Annotated in this window: 18 protein-coding genes and 1 pseudogene; 14 read left to right on the plus strand and 5 right to left on the minus strand. The window is 67.2% G+C overall.

Annotated features, from left to right (window positions below; all coding sequences use genetic code 11):
* The first annotated feature begins 73 nt into the window (after positions 1–73).
* From AWC25_RS25425 to AWC25_RS25455, 7 genes and pseudogenes are all read left to right on the plus strand, one after another.
* Complete coding sequence (locus AWC25_RS25425; protein WP_085168134.1) at positions 74–1051, plus strand: pirin family protein; 978 nt, start codon at positions 74–76, stop codon at positions 1049–1051.
* A gap of 2 nt (positions 1052–1053) precedes the next feature.
* Positions 1054–1698 (plus strand): TetR/AcrR family transcriptional regulator, encoded by a 645-nt coding sequence (locus AWC25_RS25430; protein ID WP_085168136.1) that lies wholly within the window; start codon positions 1054–1056, stop codon positions 1696–1698.
* Positions 1699–1772: 74 nt separating this feature from the next.
* Entirely contained in the window at positions 1773–2717 is a 945-nt protein-coding gene (locus AWC25_RS25435; RefSeq protein ID WP_085168138.1) for a class I SAM-dependent methyltransferase, read from the plus strand.
* 31 nt (positions 2718–2748) lie between these two features.
* Positions 2749–3693: a class I SAM-dependent methyltransferase gene (locus AWC25_RS25440; protein WP_069402189.1), complete on the plus strand. Its 945-nt coding sequence runs from the start codon at positions 2749–2751 to the stop codon at positions 3691–3693.
* Complete coding sequence (locus tag AWC25_RS25445) at positions 3694–4653, plus strand: SAM-dependent methyltransferase (RefSeq protein ID WP_085168140.1); 960 nt, start codon at positions 3694–3696, stop codon at positions 4651–4653. It begins immediately after the preceding gene.
* Between the two features lie 179 nt (positions 4654–4832).
* Complete coding sequence (locus AWC25_RS25450) at positions 4833–6272, plus strand: aldehyde dehydrogenase family protein (protein ID WP_069402230.1); 1440 nt, start codon at positions 4833–4835, stop codon at positions 6270–6272.
* A 48-nt stretch (positions 6273–6320) separates the two neighbouring features.
* Positions 6321–7185, plus strand: a pseudogene (locus tag AWC25_RS25455) (SDR family oxidoreductase).
* A 13-nt stretch (positions 7186–7198) separates the two neighbouring features.
* Here the strand turns inward: AWC25_RS25455 and AWC25_RS25460 are convergent.
* Complete coding sequence (locus AWC25_RS25460) at positions 7199–8032, minus strand: tyrosine-protein phosphatase (RefSeq protein WP_069402186.1); 834 nt, start codon at positions 8030–8032, stop codon at positions 7199–7201.
* Entirely contained in the window at positions 8029–9246 is a 1218-nt protein-coding gene (locus AWC25_RS25465; protein ID WP_085168146.1) for an acyl-CoA dehydrogenase family protein, read from the minus strand. The genes AWC25_RS25460 and AWC25_RS25465 overlap by 4 nt, the downstream gene beginning before the upstream one ends.
* Positions 9247–9381: 135 nt before the next feature.
* Here AWC25_RS25465 and AWC25_RS25470 point away from each other — a divergent pair, with 135 nt between their 5' ends.
* The 4 genes from AWC25_RS25470 to AWC25_RS25485 all read left to right on the plus strand — a co-directional run bounded on the left by AWC25_RS25470 (position 9382) and on the right by AWC25_RS25485 (position 12771).
* Entirely contained in the window at positions 9382–9849 is a 468-nt protein-coding gene (locus AWC25_RS25470) for a nuclear transport factor 2 family protein (protein ID WP_069402228.1), read from the plus strand.
* A gap of 71 nt (positions 9850–9920) precedes the next feature.
* On the plus strand, positions 9921–11018 hold the full coding sequence (locus AWC25_RS25475; protein ID WP_069402185.1) for a Re/Si-specific NAD(P)(+) transhydrogenase subunit alpha: 1098 nt from the start codon (positions 9921–9923) through the stop codon (positions 11016–11018).
* A 2-nt stretch (positions 11019–11020) separates the two neighbouring features.
* A complete protein-coding gene (locus AWC25_RS25480) occupies positions 11021–11350 on the plus strand; it encodes an NAD(P) transhydrogenase subunit alpha part 2 (protein WP_069402184.1) in 330 nt (109 codons plus the stop codon).
* Positions 11347–12771 (plus strand): NAD(P)(+) transhydrogenase (Re/Si-specific) subunit beta, encoded by a 1425-nt coding sequence (locus AWC25_RS25485; RefSeq protein ID WP_069402183.1) that lies wholly within the window; start codon positions 11347–11349, stop codon positions 12769–12771. Before AWC25_RS25480 ends, AWC25_RS25485 begins: the two co-directional genes overlap by 4 nt.
* Before the next feature lie 102 nt (positions 12772–12873).
* On the opposite strand, the gene AWC25_RS25490 is transcribed toward AWC25_RS25485, so the two are convergent.
* Positions 12874–13473 (minus strand): TetR/AcrR family transcriptional regulator, encoded by a 600-nt coding sequence (locus AWC25_RS25490; protein WP_069402227.1) that lies wholly within the window; start codon positions 13471–13473, stop codon positions 12874–12876.
* Positions 13474–13531: 58 nt separating this feature from the next.
* Here AWC25_RS25490 and AWC25_RS25495 point away from each other — a divergent pair, with 58 nt between their 5' ends.
* Positions 13532–14773: a cytochrome P450 gene (locus AWC25_RS25495; protein WP_069402182.1), complete on the plus strand. Its 1242-nt coding sequence runs from the start codon at positions 13532–13534 to the stop codon at positions 14771–14773.
* Positions 14774–14911: 138 nt separating this feature from the next.
* Here AWC25_RS25495 and AWC25_RS26730 read toward each other — a convergent pair whose 3' ends face one another.
* A complete protein-coding gene (locus tag AWC25_RS26730) occupies positions 14912–15037 on the minus strand; it encodes a hypothetical protein (protein ID WP_101528390.1) in 126 nt (41 codons plus the stop codon).
* Between the two features lie 215 nt (positions 15038–15252).
* Positions 15253–15378, minus strand: coding sequence for a hypothetical protein (locus AWC25_RS26735; protein ID WP_101528391.1), 126 nt, complete (start codon positions 15376–15378; stop codon positions 15253–15255).
* A gap of 197 nt (positions 15379–15575) precedes the next feature.
* Between AWC25_RS26735 and AWC25_RS25500 the strand changes: the two genes are divergently transcribed.
* A complete protein-coding gene (locus AWC25_RS25500) occupies positions 15576–16211 on the plus strand; it encodes a TetR/AcrR family transcriptional regulator (protein ID WP_069402181.1) in 636 nt (211 codons plus the stop codon).
* A 66-nt stretch (positions 16212–16277) separates the two neighbouring features.
* The coding region (locus AWC25_RS25505) for a transposase (protein ID WP_142279058.1) at positions 16278–16677 on the plus strand (400 nt) is incomplete at its 3' end.

Here is a 16677-nt window from a genome sequence, read left to right on the forward strand (position 1 = left end):
ATCCTAAGCCGGACCGGAATAAACGGACTGCGGTCCGGTTACATCGGGTACATCTCAACGAAGGAGGGTCGATATGCCTGCCATCACCGCAGACACGTTGACGTTGGCCCGGGTACGTGCAGCCGGCCCGCAAGAAACCGAGCGCCCGGTCCGCTCGATCACCACCGGCCCGCGTGGCTACGAGGGCGAGGGATTCCCGGTCGTCCGGGCGTTCGCCGGGGTCGACGCCGCGGCGCTGGACCCGTTCGTGCACATGGACCAGATGGGCGAGGTCGACTACGAGCCGGGCGAGCCGCGGGGGACCGATTGGCATCCGCACCGTGGCTTCGAGACCGTCACGTACATGATCGACGGCAAGTTTGCGCACCAGGATTCGCACGGCGGCGGCGGGCTGATCACCGACGGCGCGACGCAGTGGATGACGGCAGGCTCGGGCATTTTGCACATCGAGACCCCGCCGGCCGAATTGGTCGAAAGTGGCGGCGTCTTCCACGGCATCCAGCTCTGGGTGAATTTGCCCAAAAAAGACAAGTTTGCCGCGCCCCGCTACCAGGCCATCGAGGGCGAGGACGCCGCGCTGTTGGCCTCCCAGGACGGCGGGGCGTTGCTGCGCATCATCGCCGGAGAGATCGACGGACACCGTGGTCCGGGCGCCACGCATACGCCAATAACCTTGGCGCACAGCACGATTCACCGTGGCGCCCAGCTGAACATACCGTGGCGGCGCGACTTCAATGCTTTGGTCTACGTGCTGTCCGGGAGTGGGGCGGTGGGCCCGGTGGGTCACCCAATTCACCACGGCCAGTTGGCAGTGCTGGGACCGGGTGACCGAATCACGGTGTCAGCCGACCAGACTCACCCGTCGTCGCCGGGCATGGAAGTGCTGCTGCTGGGTGGGCGACCGATTCGCGAACCCGTTTTCCACTACGGGCCGTTCGTGATGAACTCGCGCGCGGAATTGGTCCAAGCAGTCGAGGATTACCAAGCGGGAAAGTTTGGCCACATTCCACCAAACGCTTTAATGCCGCATCGTGCGGGTGGCACACTCTAACGGTGCCAGCAACGGCGAGGCGCCGGCCGGGCCGTCCGCCCGCCGCGAAGGCTGACGAGACGCGCAAGAGGATCTTGCACGCCGGCCGCCTGGTGTTCAGCGAACGCGGCTACGAGGGAGCGACCTTCCAGGCCATCGCGGTGCGCGCCGATCTCACTCGGCCGGCCATCAACCATTACTTCCCCAGCAAACGAGTGCTGTATCGGGAAGTGCTCAGTCAGACCGCCGATCAATTGTTCGCCGCCGGCATCGCCCAGGCCGACCGGGAGACGACGTTGCTGGCGCGGCTCACCGGCTTCATCTCGGGGGCGGTGGCGGTGAACTCCGAACTCCCCGCGGCCTCGGCGTTTCTGGTCAGCTCGGTTCTCGAGTCACAGCGTCACCCGGAACTGAGCGAGGCCGAGAACGACGCGATCCGGATTTGCCGCGAATTTTTGACCCGGGTGGTCAACGACGCCATCGAGCAGGGTGAGTTCGCCATCGCGATCGACGCGAATGCGCTGGTCGAGACGCTGTTGGTGGTGATCTGCGGGGCCGGTTTCTACGCGGGCTACGTGCAGAGCTATCAGGAGATGCAGGCCATCACCGGCATGCTGGGCCAGCTGCTGCAAGGTGCGCTGTTCGCCGGGCGGAGCACCGGCGGCTGACCCGACGCGGCGGGCAGTGAGATCGCCCACAAAGCGTATAGGCTAACTAACTTATTCGGGTAGCATGGCCCGAAATGACTGATCTCGACGATTCCTCGGTGCAGCCGCCGCCAAGCTCATTACGCACAGCGGGAGACTCGTGGGACATCACCGAGCTGGTCGGTGCCACCGCCCTGGGCGTTGCCGCTGCGCGTGCCGCTGAGACCGGCGGTCCGAACCCGCTGATCCGCGACGAGTTCGCGTTCACGCTGGTGTCCTCGGCCGGCTCGGCCTGGGCGCGACTGGCCGATCCGGACCTGAGCTGGCTGGATGGCGACGAGCAGGGACAGCGAGCGCATCGTCTCGGCATTGACTACCAGGCCGTCCGGACGCACTTCTTCGACCGGTATTTCGGCGACGCCGTCGACGCCGGATTGCGGCAGGTGGTGATCCTGGCCGCCGGGCTGGACTCCCGGGCTTATCGGCTGGACTGGCCGGCCGGGACCACGGTCTACGAGGTGGACCAGCCCAAGGTGCTGGAATACAAGACCCGCATTCTCGAGTCGGCCGGCGCGGTGCCGTCCGCCGCCCGCCGCACGGTCGCGGTGGACCTGCGCGACGACTGGCCGGCCGCGCTGGCGGCGGCCGGCTTCGATCGCACCCAACCGACGGCGTGGCTGGCCGAGGGCCTGCTGCCGTACCTGCCCAGCGACGCGCAGGACCGGCTATTCGAAAAGTTCACCGCGCTCAGCGCGCCGGGCAGCCGGGTCGCCATCGAGGTGTTCGGGATGAACTCCGGCAGCAACACCAGCCGCTGGCAGCGGATGCGGGAGCGGCTCGGCCTCGACGTCAACGTCCAGGCACTGACCTTCCACGAACCCGACCGATCCGATGCGGCCGAGTGGCTGGCCGGCCACGGGTGGCGGGTGACGCTCGTCGACAACCGCGAGGAGATGGCCCGGCTCGGCCGCCCCGTTCCCGACGACCTGACCGACGACGCCGTGCGCAGCACGCTGCTGCGCGCCGGTCTCGGCGATTGACCGAACCCACCCCAAACAACCGGAGCACGCGATGAGTTCACTGCGCACCCACGACGACACCTGGGACATCAAGACGAGCGTCGGCAGCACCGCGGTCATGGTCGCCGCCGCCCGCGCCGTGGAAACCGAGCAGCCCGACCCGCTGATCCGCGACCCCTACGCCCGGCTACTGGTCAACAACGCCGGCGCCGAGGTGTTGTGGGAGGCCATGCTCGACCCCGAGGTGGTGGCCCGGATCGAGGCCCTCGACAAGGAGTCCGCCGCCCGCATCCAGCACATCCGCGGCTACCAGGCGGTGCGGACCCACTTCTTCGACGCGTATTTCGCCGACGCCGTCGCCACCGGCATCCGGCAGGTGGTGATCCTCGCCTCGGGCCTGGACTCGCGGGCCTACCGGCTGGACTGGCCGGCCGGCACCACGGTGTACGAAATCGACCAGCCCCAGGTGCTGGAGTACAAATCCTCGACGCTGGCCGCCGCCGGTGCCACGCCGTCCGCCGATCGGCGCGAGGTCGCGATCGACCTGCGTGACGACTGGCCGGCCGCGCTGCGTGCCGCCGGTTTCGACCCCACCCAGCGCACCGCGTGGCTGGCCGAGGGACTGCTGATGTACCTGCCCGCGGAGGCGCAGGACAAGCTGTTCACCCAGATCACCGAGCTCAGTCCCGGCGGCAGCCGCGTCTCGGCGGAGACCGCACCCACGCACTCCGAAGAGCGGCGCGAGCTGATGCGGGAACGGTTCAAGAAGGTGGCGCAGGAGATCGGTTTCGAACAGGACCATGTCGACGTCGGCGAGCTGATGTACCGCGACGAGCACCGGGCGGAAGTCGCCGATTGGCTCAATGAGCACGGTTGGCGCGCCACGTCGCAGAACTCGGTCGACGAGATGGAGCGCCTGGGCCGCCGGGTGGACAGCGTCGAGCTGGACGACGACAAGGATGCCTTCTCCGACTTCGTGGTCGGGGAGCGGGTGTAAATGCCGCGCACCGCGAACGACTCCTGGGACATCGCCACCAGCGTCGGGGCGACCGCAGTGATGGTCGCGCTGGCCCGTGCGGTCGAAACCGCCAGCGACCACCCGCTGATCCGTGACGAATTCGCCGAGCTGCTGGTGTCCACGCCCGAACTCGAGGGCGTGCGCGCGCAGGTCTCGGCGTGGTGGGCCGGCGATCCGGACGACGACCTCGACAACGCCGCAGACGGATCCGCGGACGGGTCCGCGAACGGGTCCCCGGACGCCAACCACATGGTCGACTACCAGGCGGTGCGCACCCATTTTTTCGACGCATACTTCACCGAGGCCGCGGCCTGCGGGATCCGGCAGGTCGTGCTGCTGGCGGCGGGGTTGGATTCGCGGGCCTATCGGCTGGACTGGCCGGCCGGCGTGACCGTCTACGAGATCGATCTGCCCAAGGTGCTCGCTTACAAGAGCGAGACCCTGGCCGGTCACGGCGCCACGCCACGCGCCGACCGGCGCCCGGTGCCCGTCGACCTGCGCGACGATTGGCCACAAGCGTTGCGGGACAACGGTTTTGACACAAATCAAGCAACGGCATGGCTGGCCGAGGGGTTGTTGCCGTTTCTGCCGGCGACGGCCCAGGAGGCCATGTTCGCCTCGATCGACGCGTTGAGCGGCCCCGGCAGCCGGGTGGCGGTGGAGAACTTCGGCGTCGACGGCGACAAGCGGCGCGAGGCCGAGCAGCGCTGGCAGGAGCTGCGGGCCAAGCGCGAGGCGCGCGGCCTGGACACCTCGTTCAACCCGTTCGACCTCTGGTTCGACGACGACGGCCGGCCCGACTGCGCGGACTGGTTCGCCGCGCACGGCTGGGCCGTCCGCACGGTCAATGCCCGCGACGAGGCGACCCGGCTGGGCCGGGAGGCGCATACCGAGGATCGGCCGTTCGCCAACAGCTTTGTGACGGCGATCAAGGGCTGACCGGCCAGCCTCCCCGCTGCCGTTGCCGCCCGACGCTGCGTCTTTACCGCGACCGGCTTCGCCTGGCGGATCTTGCTGTACTGCCCAACCGACTGGATGGTTAGGATCGCGGTTATCGCCTGTGACTGTCCACACAACGTCGTGGACACACCATGAAGGTGCGAGAGGGGAAGACAGCGATGACTACCGAATCGGTTGCACCGAAGACATCCGAGTCCACCAACGGGGCCGCGACGACGGCCGGGGCGCGGTCCGCGGGCATCCCCGCCACGGTGGCCCGGCTGCGCCAGACCTTCGCCACCGGGCGCACCCGCGACATCGAGTGGCGGCGGCGCCAGCTGCTGCAGCTGGTCAAGCTGATGGAAGAGAACGAGGACGCGATCGTCGCGGCCCTGGCCAAGGATCTCGACCGCGGCCCGTTCGAGGCGTTCATCGCCGATATCGCGACCACCGCGGGCGAAGCGAAGTACGCGGCCAAGAAGCTCCGCAAATGGACCAAGCGTAGGTATCAGCTGCTCGAGGTGCCGCAGCTGCCCGGCCGCGGCTGGATCGAGTACGAGCCCTACGGCACCGTGCTGATCATCGGCGCCTGGAACTACCCCTTCTACCTGACGTTGGGTCCCGCAGTCGGCGCAATCGCGGCGGGAAACGCCGTGGTGCTCAAGCCGTCGGAGATCGCCGAGGCGTCCGCGCACGTGATGGCCGACCTGGTGCCGCGTTACCTCGACAGCGACGCGATCGCGGTGGTGGAGGGTGACGGGTCGGTGAGCCAGGAGCTGATCGCGCAGGGCTTCGACCGGCTGCTGTTCACCGGCGGCACCGAGATCGGCCGCAAGGTCTACGAAGGCGCCGCACCGCACCTGACCCCGTGCACGCTGGAACTCGGCGGCAAGAGCCCGGTGATCGTCGCGGCCGACGCCGACGTGGAAGTCGCGGCCAAGCGGATCGCCTGGATGAAGCTGCTGAACGCCGGCCAGACCTGTGTGGCCCCCGACTACGTGCTGGCCGACGCCAGCATCCGCGACGAGTTGGTGAGCAAGATCGGCGCGGCCGTCACGAAGTTCACCTCCGACCGGCCGGAGGGACTGCGCATCGTCAACCAGCGCCAGTTCGAGCGGATCAGCGGCTACCTCGCCGACACCGACGGCACGGTCGTCGTCGGCGGCAAATGCGATCCGTCCAGCCTGCGCATCCAGCCCGCCGTCGTGCTCGACCCCGACCCGAACGGCCCGCTGATGCGCAACGAGATCTTCGGCCCGGTGCTGCCCATCATCACCGTCGAAAACCTCGATGCGGCAATCCAATTCGTCAACTCGCGGCCCAAACCGCTGTCGGCGTACCTGTTCACCAAGACACGGGAGACCCGCGAACGGGTGATCAGGGAGGTACCCGCCGGCGGCATGCTGGTCAACCACCTCGCGTTCCAGGTGTCCACGGCCAAGCTGCCGTTCGGTGGGGTGGGCGCCTCGGGGATGGGTGCTTATCACGGCAAGTTCGGGTTCGAGGAGTTCAGCCACCGCAAGTCCGTGCTGACCAAGCCGACCCGGCCCGACCTGTCCAGCTTCATCTACCCGCCGTACACGGCTCGGGCCTTCAAGATGGCCCGCCGGATGTTCTGACACACTGACGCGGCGAACTTTTCGATTCTCAATGCAGAGAGGAACCCGATGCCCGGAGTGCAGGATCGCGTCATCGTCGTCACTGGAGCCGGCGGGGGACTGGGGCGCCAATACGCGCTCAGCCTCGCCAAGGAGGGTGCCAGCGTCATCGTCAACGACCTCGGTGGAGCCCGCGACGGCACCGGCGCCGGTCACAACATGGCTGACCAGGTGGTCCAGGAGATCAAGGACGCCGGCGGCCGCGCGGCCGCCAACTATGACAGCGTCGCCGAGCCCGAGGGTGCCGAGAACATCATCAAGACCGCGCTCGATGAGTTCGGTGCCATCCACGGCGTGGTGAGCAACGCGGGGATCCTGCGCGACGGGACCTTCCACAAGATGTCGTACGAGAACTGGGACGCCGTCCTCAAGGTGCACCTTTATGGCGGGTACAACGTGATCCGGGCCGCGTGGCCGCACTTCCGGGAGCAAAGCTACGGCCGGGTGGTGGTCGCCACCTCGACGAGCGGATTGTTCGGCAACTTCGGGCAGACCAACTACGGCGCGGCCAAGCTCGGGCTGGTCGGGCTGATCAACAGCCTCGCGCTCGAGGGCGCCAAGTACAACATCCACGCCAACGCGGTGGCCCCGATCGCCGCGACCCGGATGACCGAGGACATCCTGCCCAAGGAAGTGCTGGAAAAGCTCACCCCCGAATACGTCGCGCCGGTGGTCACCTACCTGTGCACCGAGGAAAACCCCAACAGCGCTTCGGTTTTCGTGGTCGGCGGCGGCAAGGTGCAGCGGGTTCGCGCTGTTCCAGACCGACGGCGTCACCTTCGACACCCCGCCCAGCGTGGACGACATCGCCGCGCACTGGGACGACATCACCGATCTGTCCGCGGCGAAGAAGGCCGATTTCAAGCTGGGGTGATCCCCGGCGCTTTTCAGCCGAGCAGCTCGTCGCGCAGGCGGTCCACATCCGCCTGCGCGATCCCGGCGCTGCGCAGGTAGGCCGGCAGCGACCCGAACTGCTCGTCGATGGTGCGGCGCGCGGCGTCCAGGTACTCCGGGCGCACCCCCAGCACGCCGTCGGACAACCGCGCCGCGGTGAACGTCTGGACTTCGGGGGTGAGCTCGACATCGGACCGGTGCTGGATCATGTCGTAGATGTGCTCGCGCAGTTGCGGTACCGCGGCGTTGCTGCGCAGATAGTCGGCGATGATGGTGTCACGGTCGACGCCGATCGTCTCCAACACGGTGGCGATGACGAAGCCGGTGCGATCCTTGCCCGCAAAGCAGTGCGTGAGCACCGGGCGTCCGGCGGCCAGCAGGGTGATGACCCGATGCACCGCTTGCCGGGCCCCGTTGCGCACGGGGAATTCTGCGTACTCGTCGATCATGTACCGGACGGCTGTCGCGTTGATCGCGTCGTCGGATTCGCCGGGCTCGCCTTCGAACAGCCGGCGGAAGGCGGTCTCGTGCGGCGCCGAATCGTCGGGGTCATCACCGGACACCTCGTCGCCCAGGTCGGGGAAGGGCAGCAGGTGGATCTCGACGCCGTCGGGAACCAGTCCCGGACCGCGGCGGGCCACCTCGCGACTGGCCCGCAGGTCGGCGACATCGGTGATGCCCAACTCGCGCAACGTCGCGCGCCCGTTGTCGTCGAGCCGGCTCAGCTCACCGGACCGGAACAGCCGACCGGGACGAATCGCCGGCGTGCCGTCGGCGACGTCGCGAAAGTTCCACGCGCCGGATAGTTCTCGCAACGCCTCGGTCATTCTGCGGTGACCGCCGCGGCCAGGGCCGAGGGTTCGCGGCCGATCTCGGTGCGCGCGATGGTGCGCATGTGCACCTCGTCCGGGCCGTCGAAGATCCGCATGGCGCGGTGCCAGCTGTACATGCGGGCCAGCACCGTATCGTCGCTGACGCCGGCGGCGCCGTGCACCTGGATCGCGCGGTCGATCACGTCGCAGGCGACCTGCGGTGCCACCGCCTTGATCTGCGAGACCAACAGGTGCGCCGCCCTGTTGCCGTGCTGATCGATGGTCCACGCCGCTTTTTCGCACAGCAGCCTGGCCTGATCGATTTCGTTGCGGGACTTCGCAACTGCCTGTTGCACCAGACCCTGGTCGGCCAGCGGGCGGCCGAAGGCGATCCGGTTGTTCGCCCGGTGCACCATCAGCGCGAGCGCGCGTTCGGCCGCGCCGAGCGCGCGCATGCAGTGGTGGATACGGCCGGGGCCGAGCCGGGCCTGGGCGATCGCGAAGCCGCCGCCCTCCTCGCCGAGCAGGTTGGTGACCGGTACCCGAACGTTGTCGTAGCTGATCTCGCAGTGCCCGGGCTGGTCCTGGTAGCCGAACACCGTGGTGGAGCGCAGCACCGTGACGCCCGGGGTGTCGATGGGCACCAGCACCATCGACTGCTGTTGATGGCTGGCCGCCTCGGGATTGGTGCGGCCCATCACGATCAGGATCTTGCAGCGCGGGTCCGACGCTCCGGAGGTCCACCACTTGCGTCCGTTGATCACGTAGTCGGCGCCGTCACGCACGATGGACGTTTGGATGTTGCGGGCATCGCTGCTGGCCACCGCCGGCTCGGTCATCGAGAACGCGCTGCGAATCTCGCCGGCCAGCAACGGTTCCAGCCACTGCTTGCGCTGCTCCTCGGTGGCGAACAGGTGCAGCGTCTCCATGTTGCCGGTGTCCGGTGCCGCGCAGTTGACCGCTTCGGGCGCGAGCTCCAGGCTCCAGCCGGTCAGCTCCGCCAACGGGGCGTATTCCAGGTTGGTCAGGCCGGACTCGGCCGGCAGGAACAGGTTCCACAGGCCACGCTCTTTGGCCTTGATCTTGAGTTCCTCGACGACAGGAGGAACGGTGTGGTCGTCGGGGCCGGCCTCGTGGCGGTAGTTGTCGTAGACGGCCTCAGCCGGAAAGACAAACTCGGTCATGAAGTCGGACAACCGCTTGTGGTAGTCGGTGGCCTTGGCCGACATCGCGAAGTCCATCCCGTCACGATAGGACACCCGCCGCAACGCCCGGTGTCAGGCCGTCGCTGCCGCCGCTGAACCGCGGGTGAACACCCGCCGCCCGGCGTGTGCGCCGGGCCGGTGATCGAGCAGGATGAACCCATGACCGACGCCGAAGCCCGTCCCCCCTTTCCGCCGTTCACCTACGAAACCGCGCTGCAGAAGGTCCAGGCCGCCGAAGACGCCTGGAACACCTGCGATCCCGAGAAGGTGAGCCTGGCGTATACGCCGGACTCGCAGTGGCGCAACCGCCACGAACACGTGGTCGGCCGCGCCGAGATCGTGGCGTTTCTGACCCGCAAGTGGCAGCGCGAGCTCGACTACGCACTGCGCAAATCCCTGTGGGACTTTCACGACAACCGGATCGCCGTGCGCTTCCAGTACGAATGCCACGACGCGGCCGGCCAGTGGTATCGCAGCTACGGAAACGAACTGTGGGAGTTCGCCCCGAACGGCCTGATGGCCCGCCGCGAGGCCAGCATCAACGACGTGCCGATCGACGAATCGCAGCGGCGCTACTTCGGGCCCCGCCCGGTATCCGAACACGGGCAAGAGATCCCGCTTTGGTGACGGCCGATAGGGTGTTCAACTCAACGTGGTTCGGCCACGGCAGCTGAGCAAGGAAAGTAGATGTACGCGTCATGACAGATGCGCAGACAGAGCTCGTCAAGATCGGCGTGGTCGCCGAGTCCGGCACCGATGAGCGGCGGGTCGCGCTGGTACCGAAGGCGGTGGCGTCGCTGGTCAACAGCGGGGTGGCCGTGGTGGTCGAGTCGGGGGCCGGCGAGCGGGCGCTGCTGCCCGACCACCTCTACACCGAGGCCGGCGCCACCATCGGGGACGCCTGGTCCGCCGACGTCGTCGTCAAGGTTGCGCCGCCCACTGCCGACGAGGTCGGCAAGCTGCGCAGCGGTCAGACGCTGATCGGTTTTCTGGCGCCACGCAATGCCGACAACGCGATCGGCGCGTTGCGGGCGGCCGGGGTGCAGGCGTTCGCGTTGGAGGCCATCCCGCGCATCTCGCGAGCGCAGGCGATGGACGCGTTGTCCTCGCAGGGCAATGTGGCCGGCTACAAGGCCGTGCTGGTGGCGGCCTCGGAGTCGACCCGGTTCTTTCCGATGCTGACGACGGCGGCCGGCACGGTGAAGCCGGCCACGGTGCTGGTTCTCGGCGTGGGTGTGGCCGGGCTGCAGGCACTGGCGACGGCGAAACGCCTCGGTGCGCGCACCACCGGGTACGACGTGCGGCCCGAGGTGGCCGACCAGGTGCGTTCGGTCGGGGCGCAATGGCTGGACCTGGGCGTCACGGCGTCGGGTGAGGGCGGTTATGCCCGCGAACTCACCGAGGAAGAACGCGCGCAGCAGCAGCGGGCACTGGAGAAGGCCATCGGTGGTTTCGACGTCGTGATCACCACCGCGCTGGTACCCGGCCGGCCGGCGCCGCGTCTGGTGACCGCCGCGGCGGTGGAGGCGATGAAGCCCGGCAGCGTGGTGGTCGACCTCGCGGGGGAGACCGGCGGCAACTGCGAGCTCACCGAGCCGGGGCGCACGGTCGTCAAACACGACGTCACGATCGCCTCGCCGCTGAACCTGCCGGCGACGATGCCCGAGCATGCCAGCGAGCTTTACAGCAAGAACATCACCGCGCTGCTGGACCTGTTGATTACGGACGGCAAGCTGGCCCCGGACTTCGACGACGAAGTCATCGCGGAGTCGTGCGTCACTCGAGAAGGAACGTAGACATGTACGACGAACTTTTTGCGAACCTCGCGATTCTGGTGCTGTCCGGTTTCGTGGGCTTCGCCGTGATCTCGAAGGTGCCCAACACGCTGCACACGCCGCTGATGTCGGGCACCAACGCGATCCACGGCATCGTGGTGCTGGGCGCCCTGGTGGTGTTCGGTGAGGTCGAGCACCCGTCGCTGGCGGTGCAGATCATCCTGTTCGTCGCGGTGGTGTTCGGCACCCTCAACGTGATCGGCGGCTTCATCGTCACCGACCGGATGCTGGGCATGTTCAAAGGCAAGAAGGCTGCCCCGCAAGCCAAGACAGAGGAGCCAGCCGCCAAATGAACTACTTGGTGATCGGCCTCTACATCATCTCTTTCGCGCTGTTCATCTACGGCCTGATGGGGCTGACCGGCCCCAAGACCGCGGTGCGGGGAAACCTGATCGCCGCGGTGGGTATGGCACTGGCGGTGACGGCGACGCTGATCAAGATCCGGCACAACGAGTCGTGGGTGCTGATCGTCGCCGGCCTGGTGGTCGGCGTCGCCCTGGGTGTTCCGCCCGCCCGGCTGACCAAGATGACCGCCATGCCGCAGCTGGTGGCCTTCTTCAACGGCGTGGGTGGCGGCACGGTCGCGCTGATCGCGCTGGCGGAATTCCTGGAGACCAAGGGCTTTTCGGCCTTCCAGCATGGCGAATCCCCGACCGTGCACATCGTGGTGGCTTCGTTGTTCGCCGCGATCATCGGTTCGATCTCGTTCTGGGGATCGATCATTGCGTTCGGCAAACTGCAGGAGATCATCTCCGGACGGCCGATCGGATTCGGCCGGGCCCAGCAGCCGATCAACCTGCTGTTGCTGGTGGGGGCGGTGGTGTCCGCGGTGGTCGTCGGCGTGCACGCCCATCCGGGTACCGGCGGGGCCTCGCTGTGGTGGATGATCGGCCTGCTTGCCGCGGCCGGCGTGTTGGGCCTGATGGTCGTGCTGCCCATCGGCGGGGCCGACATGCCGGTGGTCATCTCGCTGCTCAACGCGATGACCGGGTTGTCGGCCGCCGCGGCGGGACTGGCGCTGAATAACACCGCGATGATCGTGGCCGGCATGATCGTCGGCGCGTCCGGGTCGATCCTGACCAACCTGATGGCCAAGGCGATGAACCGGTCCATCCCGGCGATCGTCGCGGGCGGGTTCGGCGGTGGCGGCGTGGCGCCCAGCGGTGCCGACAGCGGCGACAAGACCGTCAAGGCCACCTCGGCCGCCGACGCGGCGATCCAGATGGCCTACGCCAACCAGGTGATCGTGGTGCCGGGCTACGGCCTGGCCGTCGCGCAGGCCCAGCACGCGGTCAAGGACATGGCGTCGCTGCTCGAGGACAAGGGTGTGACGGTGAAGTACGCGATTCATCCGGTGGCCGGCCGGATGCCCGGGCACATGAACGTGCTGCTGGCCGAGGCCGAGGTGGACTACGACGCCATGAAGGACATGGATGACATCAACGACGAGTTCGCCCGTACCGATGTCGCCATCGTCATCGGCGCCAACGACGTCACCAACCCGGCCGCCCGCAACGACGCCTCCAGCCCGATCTACGGGATGCCGATTCTCAATGTGGACAAGGCCAAGTCGGTGATCGTGCTCAAGCGGTCGATGAACTCCGGCTTCGCCGGCATCGACAACCCTCTGTTCTACGGCGAGGGCACCAGCATGCTGTTCGGCGACGCGAAGAAGTCGGTGACCGAGGTCGCCGAGGAGCTCAAGGCGCTCTAGCGGGTCCTTTGGTCGCCGGTCGCTCGCTCGCCGAACGTGCTCTGGTGGCGGAGATTTGGGGCAAAGGCGCCATGAGAGCACGTTCGGCGCACCGGTTGGCGTCTAGGCGCGCGGTAGCGCCGCGACGACGGGGCCGATCCAGACCGCAAGTAGTCGGCGCAACTCGGTCCCGTCGCCGGTCGGCGGCGACAGGATGAACGACTGCAGGGTGCGCAGCACGATCTGCAGGATGTCGTCGATCGCGGCGGGCGGGTAGGCCGACCAGTCGACGTCGAGGCGGTCCAGGATCGACCGCCCCAGCACGCGCGCGGTCTCGTTGGTGACGGTGACCTGTTCGGCGAACGCGCCCGTGCGCGACACCCGCAGCAGCAGGCCGATGTGCGGATCTTTCGGCAAGCGTTCCAAGGTCAGGCAGATGCCCTCGATCAGGGCTGCCGCCGGGTCGGTCATGCCATGCAATGCGGTCGCCAGCTGGTCCATGAAACCCGCCGTCGCCGCCAGCGCGGTCGCCTGCAGCAGCTCGTCGGTCGAGGCGAAGTAGTGGTAGATCGTCTGCCGCGTCACGTTCAGCGTGCGCGCGACGTCGGCCAGCGTGATCTGGTCGCCACGCTCGTCGATGGCCTGGCGGGTGGCGGCCAGAATCCGGGCCACCGCCTCCTCGTCGCTGGCGGGAACGCTGCCGCCCCATCCACGGGTCCGCACACCGCGACGATAGTCGACGTCTCCGGTCCAGCCGGTCATACGTCTTGCGGTTATATGTATGATCTGTGTGGTGAGCACAACGACGTGTCCGTTCGGCGAGAACTTCGATTTCACCGACCCCGACGTACTGCTGGCCGGCCTGCCGGTGACCCAGTTCGCCGAGCTGCGCCGCACCGCGCCGGTCTGGTGGAACGCGCAGCCCGATTCGATCTTCGACGACGGTGGCTATTGGGTGATCAGCCGCCATGAGGACGTCAAGGCCGTTTCACGCGACAGCCATCTGTGGTCGACCAACCGCAAAGGCGCGGTCATGCGCATGCCCGACGGAGTCACCGCCGAGCAGCTGGAGCTGACCAAGGCATTGCTGATCAACCACGACGCGCCCGCGCACACCCGGCTGCGCAAGTTGGTGTCGCGGCTGTTCACCCCGCGCGCGATCGCCCAGCTCGAAGACAGGCTGGGCGCGGCGGCGCATGACATCGTGCGCGACGCGGCGGACAAGCAGGACGGCAACTTCGTCGATGACATCGCGATGAAACTGCCGCTGCTGGCGATCGCCGACCTGATCGGAGTGCCGGAGGCCGACCGCGCGATGTTGTTCGAGTGGACGAACGCGATCATGAACACCGACGATCCCGACTTCGACAGCGATCCCACCGCGGCGAACGCCGAGCTGATGGCCTACGCGTACAACATGGCCGATCAGCGGCGCCGGTGCCCGGCCGACGACATCGTCACCCGGCTGATCGAGGCCGACATCGACGGCGATGCGCTGGACGACGTGGAATTCGCCTTTTTCGTCATCCTGCTGGCCGTAGCCGGCAACGAGACGACCCGCAACGCCGTGACACACGGCATGAACGCGTTCCTCGACAACCCGGATCAGTGGGAACTGTACAAACGGGACCGACCGGACACCGCGGTCGACGAGATTATCCGCTGGGCGAGTCCCGTGCACTGCTTCCAGCGCACCGCGCTGGCCGACGTCGAGCTGGGTGGTGTCACCGTGCGGGAAGGTCAGCGCGTCGGCCTGTTCTACAGCTCGGCGAATTTCGACGAGGAGGTCTTCGACAATCCGTTTCGGTTTGACATCAGCCGCAACCCCAACCCGCACCTGAGCTTCGGCGGCCACGGGGCGCACTACTGCATCGGCGCCAATTTGGCCCGCCTGGAGATCAAGTTGATCTTCGACGAGATCGCCGAACAACTGCCCGACATCGCCAAGCTCGCCGAGCCGCAGCGGCTACGCTCCGGCTGGATCAACGGGGTGAAGCGTCTCGACGTGGCCTACCGCGGGTGACTGTCGCTGATTGGTGCTGCCACATCCGCTTTGTTTTCCGAGTTTTCCGGGTTTCCGGGTTTCCGAGCGACAACCCGGCGCTGGCCGGGTCGGACTTGTCGCTCGAAGGCGGGCACTTTGCATATCGGCTGCGGCACTTCAGGTGGGCGGGTAGGCCGGCGGGGGGTAGCCCTGACCGTTTTCCACCCCACGCAGGCCCCAGCTGAGGTAGCGCATGAAGAACTCGATCTCGTCGCTGGCGTCGTAATCCGGACTGGGGTCCATGAATCGACGCTAGGGTCGGCGAACCGGCAGCGCATTGCAACCGCGTTGCCCAGCGGGACGGTCGGCCGCAAACCAGCTTCGGCTGCCCGCCGGATTCCACGCTGATATCGTTGCAGCACAAGGAAATAAGTGAAAGACCAACGGCGGGAACTGGTCGCGCGACCGGGGTGGGCGCGATTTGCGCGGGACGCGAAAAAGTCGGTTCGCGGGCCGCTCTAGACCGGGGGGTAGGCGGGCGGCGGGTAGCCGTTGCCGTCCTGGACGCCGCGCAGACCCCAGGTCAGGTAGCGCATGAAGAATTCGATCTCGTCGCTGCCGTCATAATCCGGACTCGGATCCATCGCCCCACCTCTACACTTCCGACCGGTCAGTCATCAGGGTCAGTTATCGAAGTCTAGTCGCATCCGCGCCGGTGCGACAGGGACCCGAAATCGACCGAGCCCTTAAACTGTCCAACCAGTTGATTGGTATTTTGCCTACACCGGGGCCGGCGCGCAGCCCCTCCGGCCCCGCTGGCAGCGACGATAGTGAGTACACCATGTCATCCGACGGCATTACCCGCAACGGGTTGACGCGCCGCGAGGAGCTGCTGGCCGTGGCCACCAAGCTGTTCGCCGCCCGTGGCTACCACGGCACCCGGATGGACGACGTCGCCGACGTCATCGGCCTGAACAAGGCGACGGTCTACCACTACTACGCCAGCAAGTCGTTGATCCTGTTCGACATCTACCGGCAGGCCGCCGAGGGCACGCTGGCCGCGGTCCACGACGACCCCTCCTGGACCGCCCGCGAGGCGCTCTACCAGTACACGATCCGGCTGCTTACCGGCATCGCGAGCGACCCGGAGCGGGCCGCGGTGTACTTCCAGGAGCAGCCCTACATCACCGAATGGTTCACCAGCGAGCAGGTCGCCGAGGTCCGCGAGAAGGAAGCCCAGGTCTACCAGCACGTGCACGGGCTGATTGACCGCGGAATCGCCAGCGGTGAGTTCTACCAGTGCGACTCGCACGTGGTGGCGCTGGGCTACATCGGCATGACGCTGGGCAGCTACCGCTGGTTGCGCCCGAGCGGCCGTCGCACCGCCAAAGAAATCGCCGCCGAGTTCAGCACCGCGCTGTTGCGCGGGCTGATCCGGGACGAAAAGGTACGCACCGAATCCCCGCTGGGCCCCTAGGAGTCTGCTGAATTAATTCCGCGTGGCGGGCGTGGTCGTCTTGGGGTTTTCGCCGATGATTGGTGGGTGCGGGGTCGAGCGGATGATCAGCGTGAGTTGTTGGATGCGGAGTCGGTTGTTGGGCGTCTTGTGAAGGGCGACAGTGTGTTTGCGTTCTTGGCGGCCCATCGTAGCGAGTTGTTTCCTGAGGAGATGTTCGCCGATCTGTTCCCGTCGCGGCGGGGGCGGCCCAGTGTGCCGGCTGAGGTGATGGCGTCGGTGATCACGTTGCAGGCCCTTCATGGGTTGTCGGATAACGAGACCGTCGATGCGGTCACCTTCGATCTGCGGTGGAAAGCTGCGTGCGGATTGCCGATTACCGCCGCGGCGTTTCACTCCACGACGTTGACCTACTGGCGGCGCCGGCTGGCGGCCTCGGATCACCCGAACCGGATCGTCGATGCCGTCAAGGCCGTCGTCACAGCCA

It is taken from the genome of Mycobacterium sherrisii, assembly GCF_002102355.1.
Lineage (GTDB): Bacteria > Actinomycetota > Actinomycetes > Mycobacteriales > Mycobacteriaceae > Mycobacterium > Mycobacterium sherrisii.

What these genes read in the sequence shown, in the direction of transcription:
- AWC25_RS25425 (WP_085168134.1), top strand. Translation starts at nt 74, where the DNA reads ATGCCTGCCATCACCGCAGACACGTTGACGTTGGCCCGGGTACGTGCA.
- AWC25_RS25435 (WP_085168138.1), top strand. Translation starts at nt 1,773, where the DNA reads ATGACTGATCTCGACGATTCCTCGGTGCAGCCGCCGCCAAGCTCATTA.
- AWC25_RS25440 (WP_069402189.1), top strand. Translation starts at nt 2,749, where the DNA reads ATGAGTTCACTGCGCACCCACGACGACACCTGGGACATCAAGACGAGC.
- AWC25_RS25445 (WP_085168140.1), top strand. Translation starts at nt 3,694, where the DNA reads ATGCCGCGCACCGCGAACGACTCCTGGGACATCGCCACCAGCGTCGGG.
- AWC25_RS25450 (WP_069402230.1), top strand. Translation starts at nt 4,833, where the DNA reads ATGACTACCGAATCGGTTGCACCGAAGACATCCGAGTCCACCAACGGG.
- AWC25_RS25460 (WP_069402186.1), bottom strand. Translation starts at nt 8,032, where the DNA reads ATGACCGAGGCGTTGCGAGAACTATCCGGCGCGTGGAACTTTCGCGAC.
- AWC25_RS25465 (WP_085168146.1), bottom strand. Translation starts at nt 9,246, where the DNA reads ATGTCGGCCAAGGCCACCGACTACCACAAGCGGTTGTCCGACTTCATG.
- AWC25_RS25470 (WP_069402228.1), top strand. Translation starts at nt 9,382, where the DNA reads ATGACCGACGCCGAAGCCCGTCCCCCCTTTCCGCCGTTCACCTACGAA.
- AWC25_RS25475 (WP_069402185.1), top strand. Translation starts at nt 9,921, where the DNA reads ATGACAGATGCGCAGACAGAGCTCGTCAAGATCGGCGTGGTCGCCGAG.
- AWC25_RS25480 (WP_069402184.1), top strand. Translation starts at nt 11,021, where the DNA reads ATGTACGACGAACTTTTTGCGAACCTCGCGATTCTGGTGCTGTCCGGT.
- AWC25_RS25485 (WP_069402183.1), top strand. Translation starts at nt 11,347, where the DNA reads ATGAACTACTTGGTGATCGGCCTCTACATCATCTCTTTCGCGCTGTTC.
- AWC25_RS25495 (WP_069402182.1), top strand. Translation starts at nt 13,532, where the DNA reads ATGATCTGTGTGGTGAGCACAACGACGTGTCCGTTCGGCGAGAACTTC.
- AWC25_RS26730 (WP_101528390.1), bottom strand. Translation starts at nt 15,037, where the DNA reads ATGGACCCCAGTCCGGATTACGACGCCAGCGACGAGATCGAGTTCTTC.
- AWC25_RS26735 (WP_101528391.1), bottom strand. Translation starts at nt 15,378, where the DNA reads ATGGATCCGAGTCCGGATTATGACGGCAGCGACGAGATCGAATTCTTC.
- AWC25_RS25500 (WP_069402181.1), top strand. Translation starts at nt 15,576, where the DNA reads ATGTCATCCGACGGCATTACCCGCAACGGGTTGACGCGCCGCGAGGAG.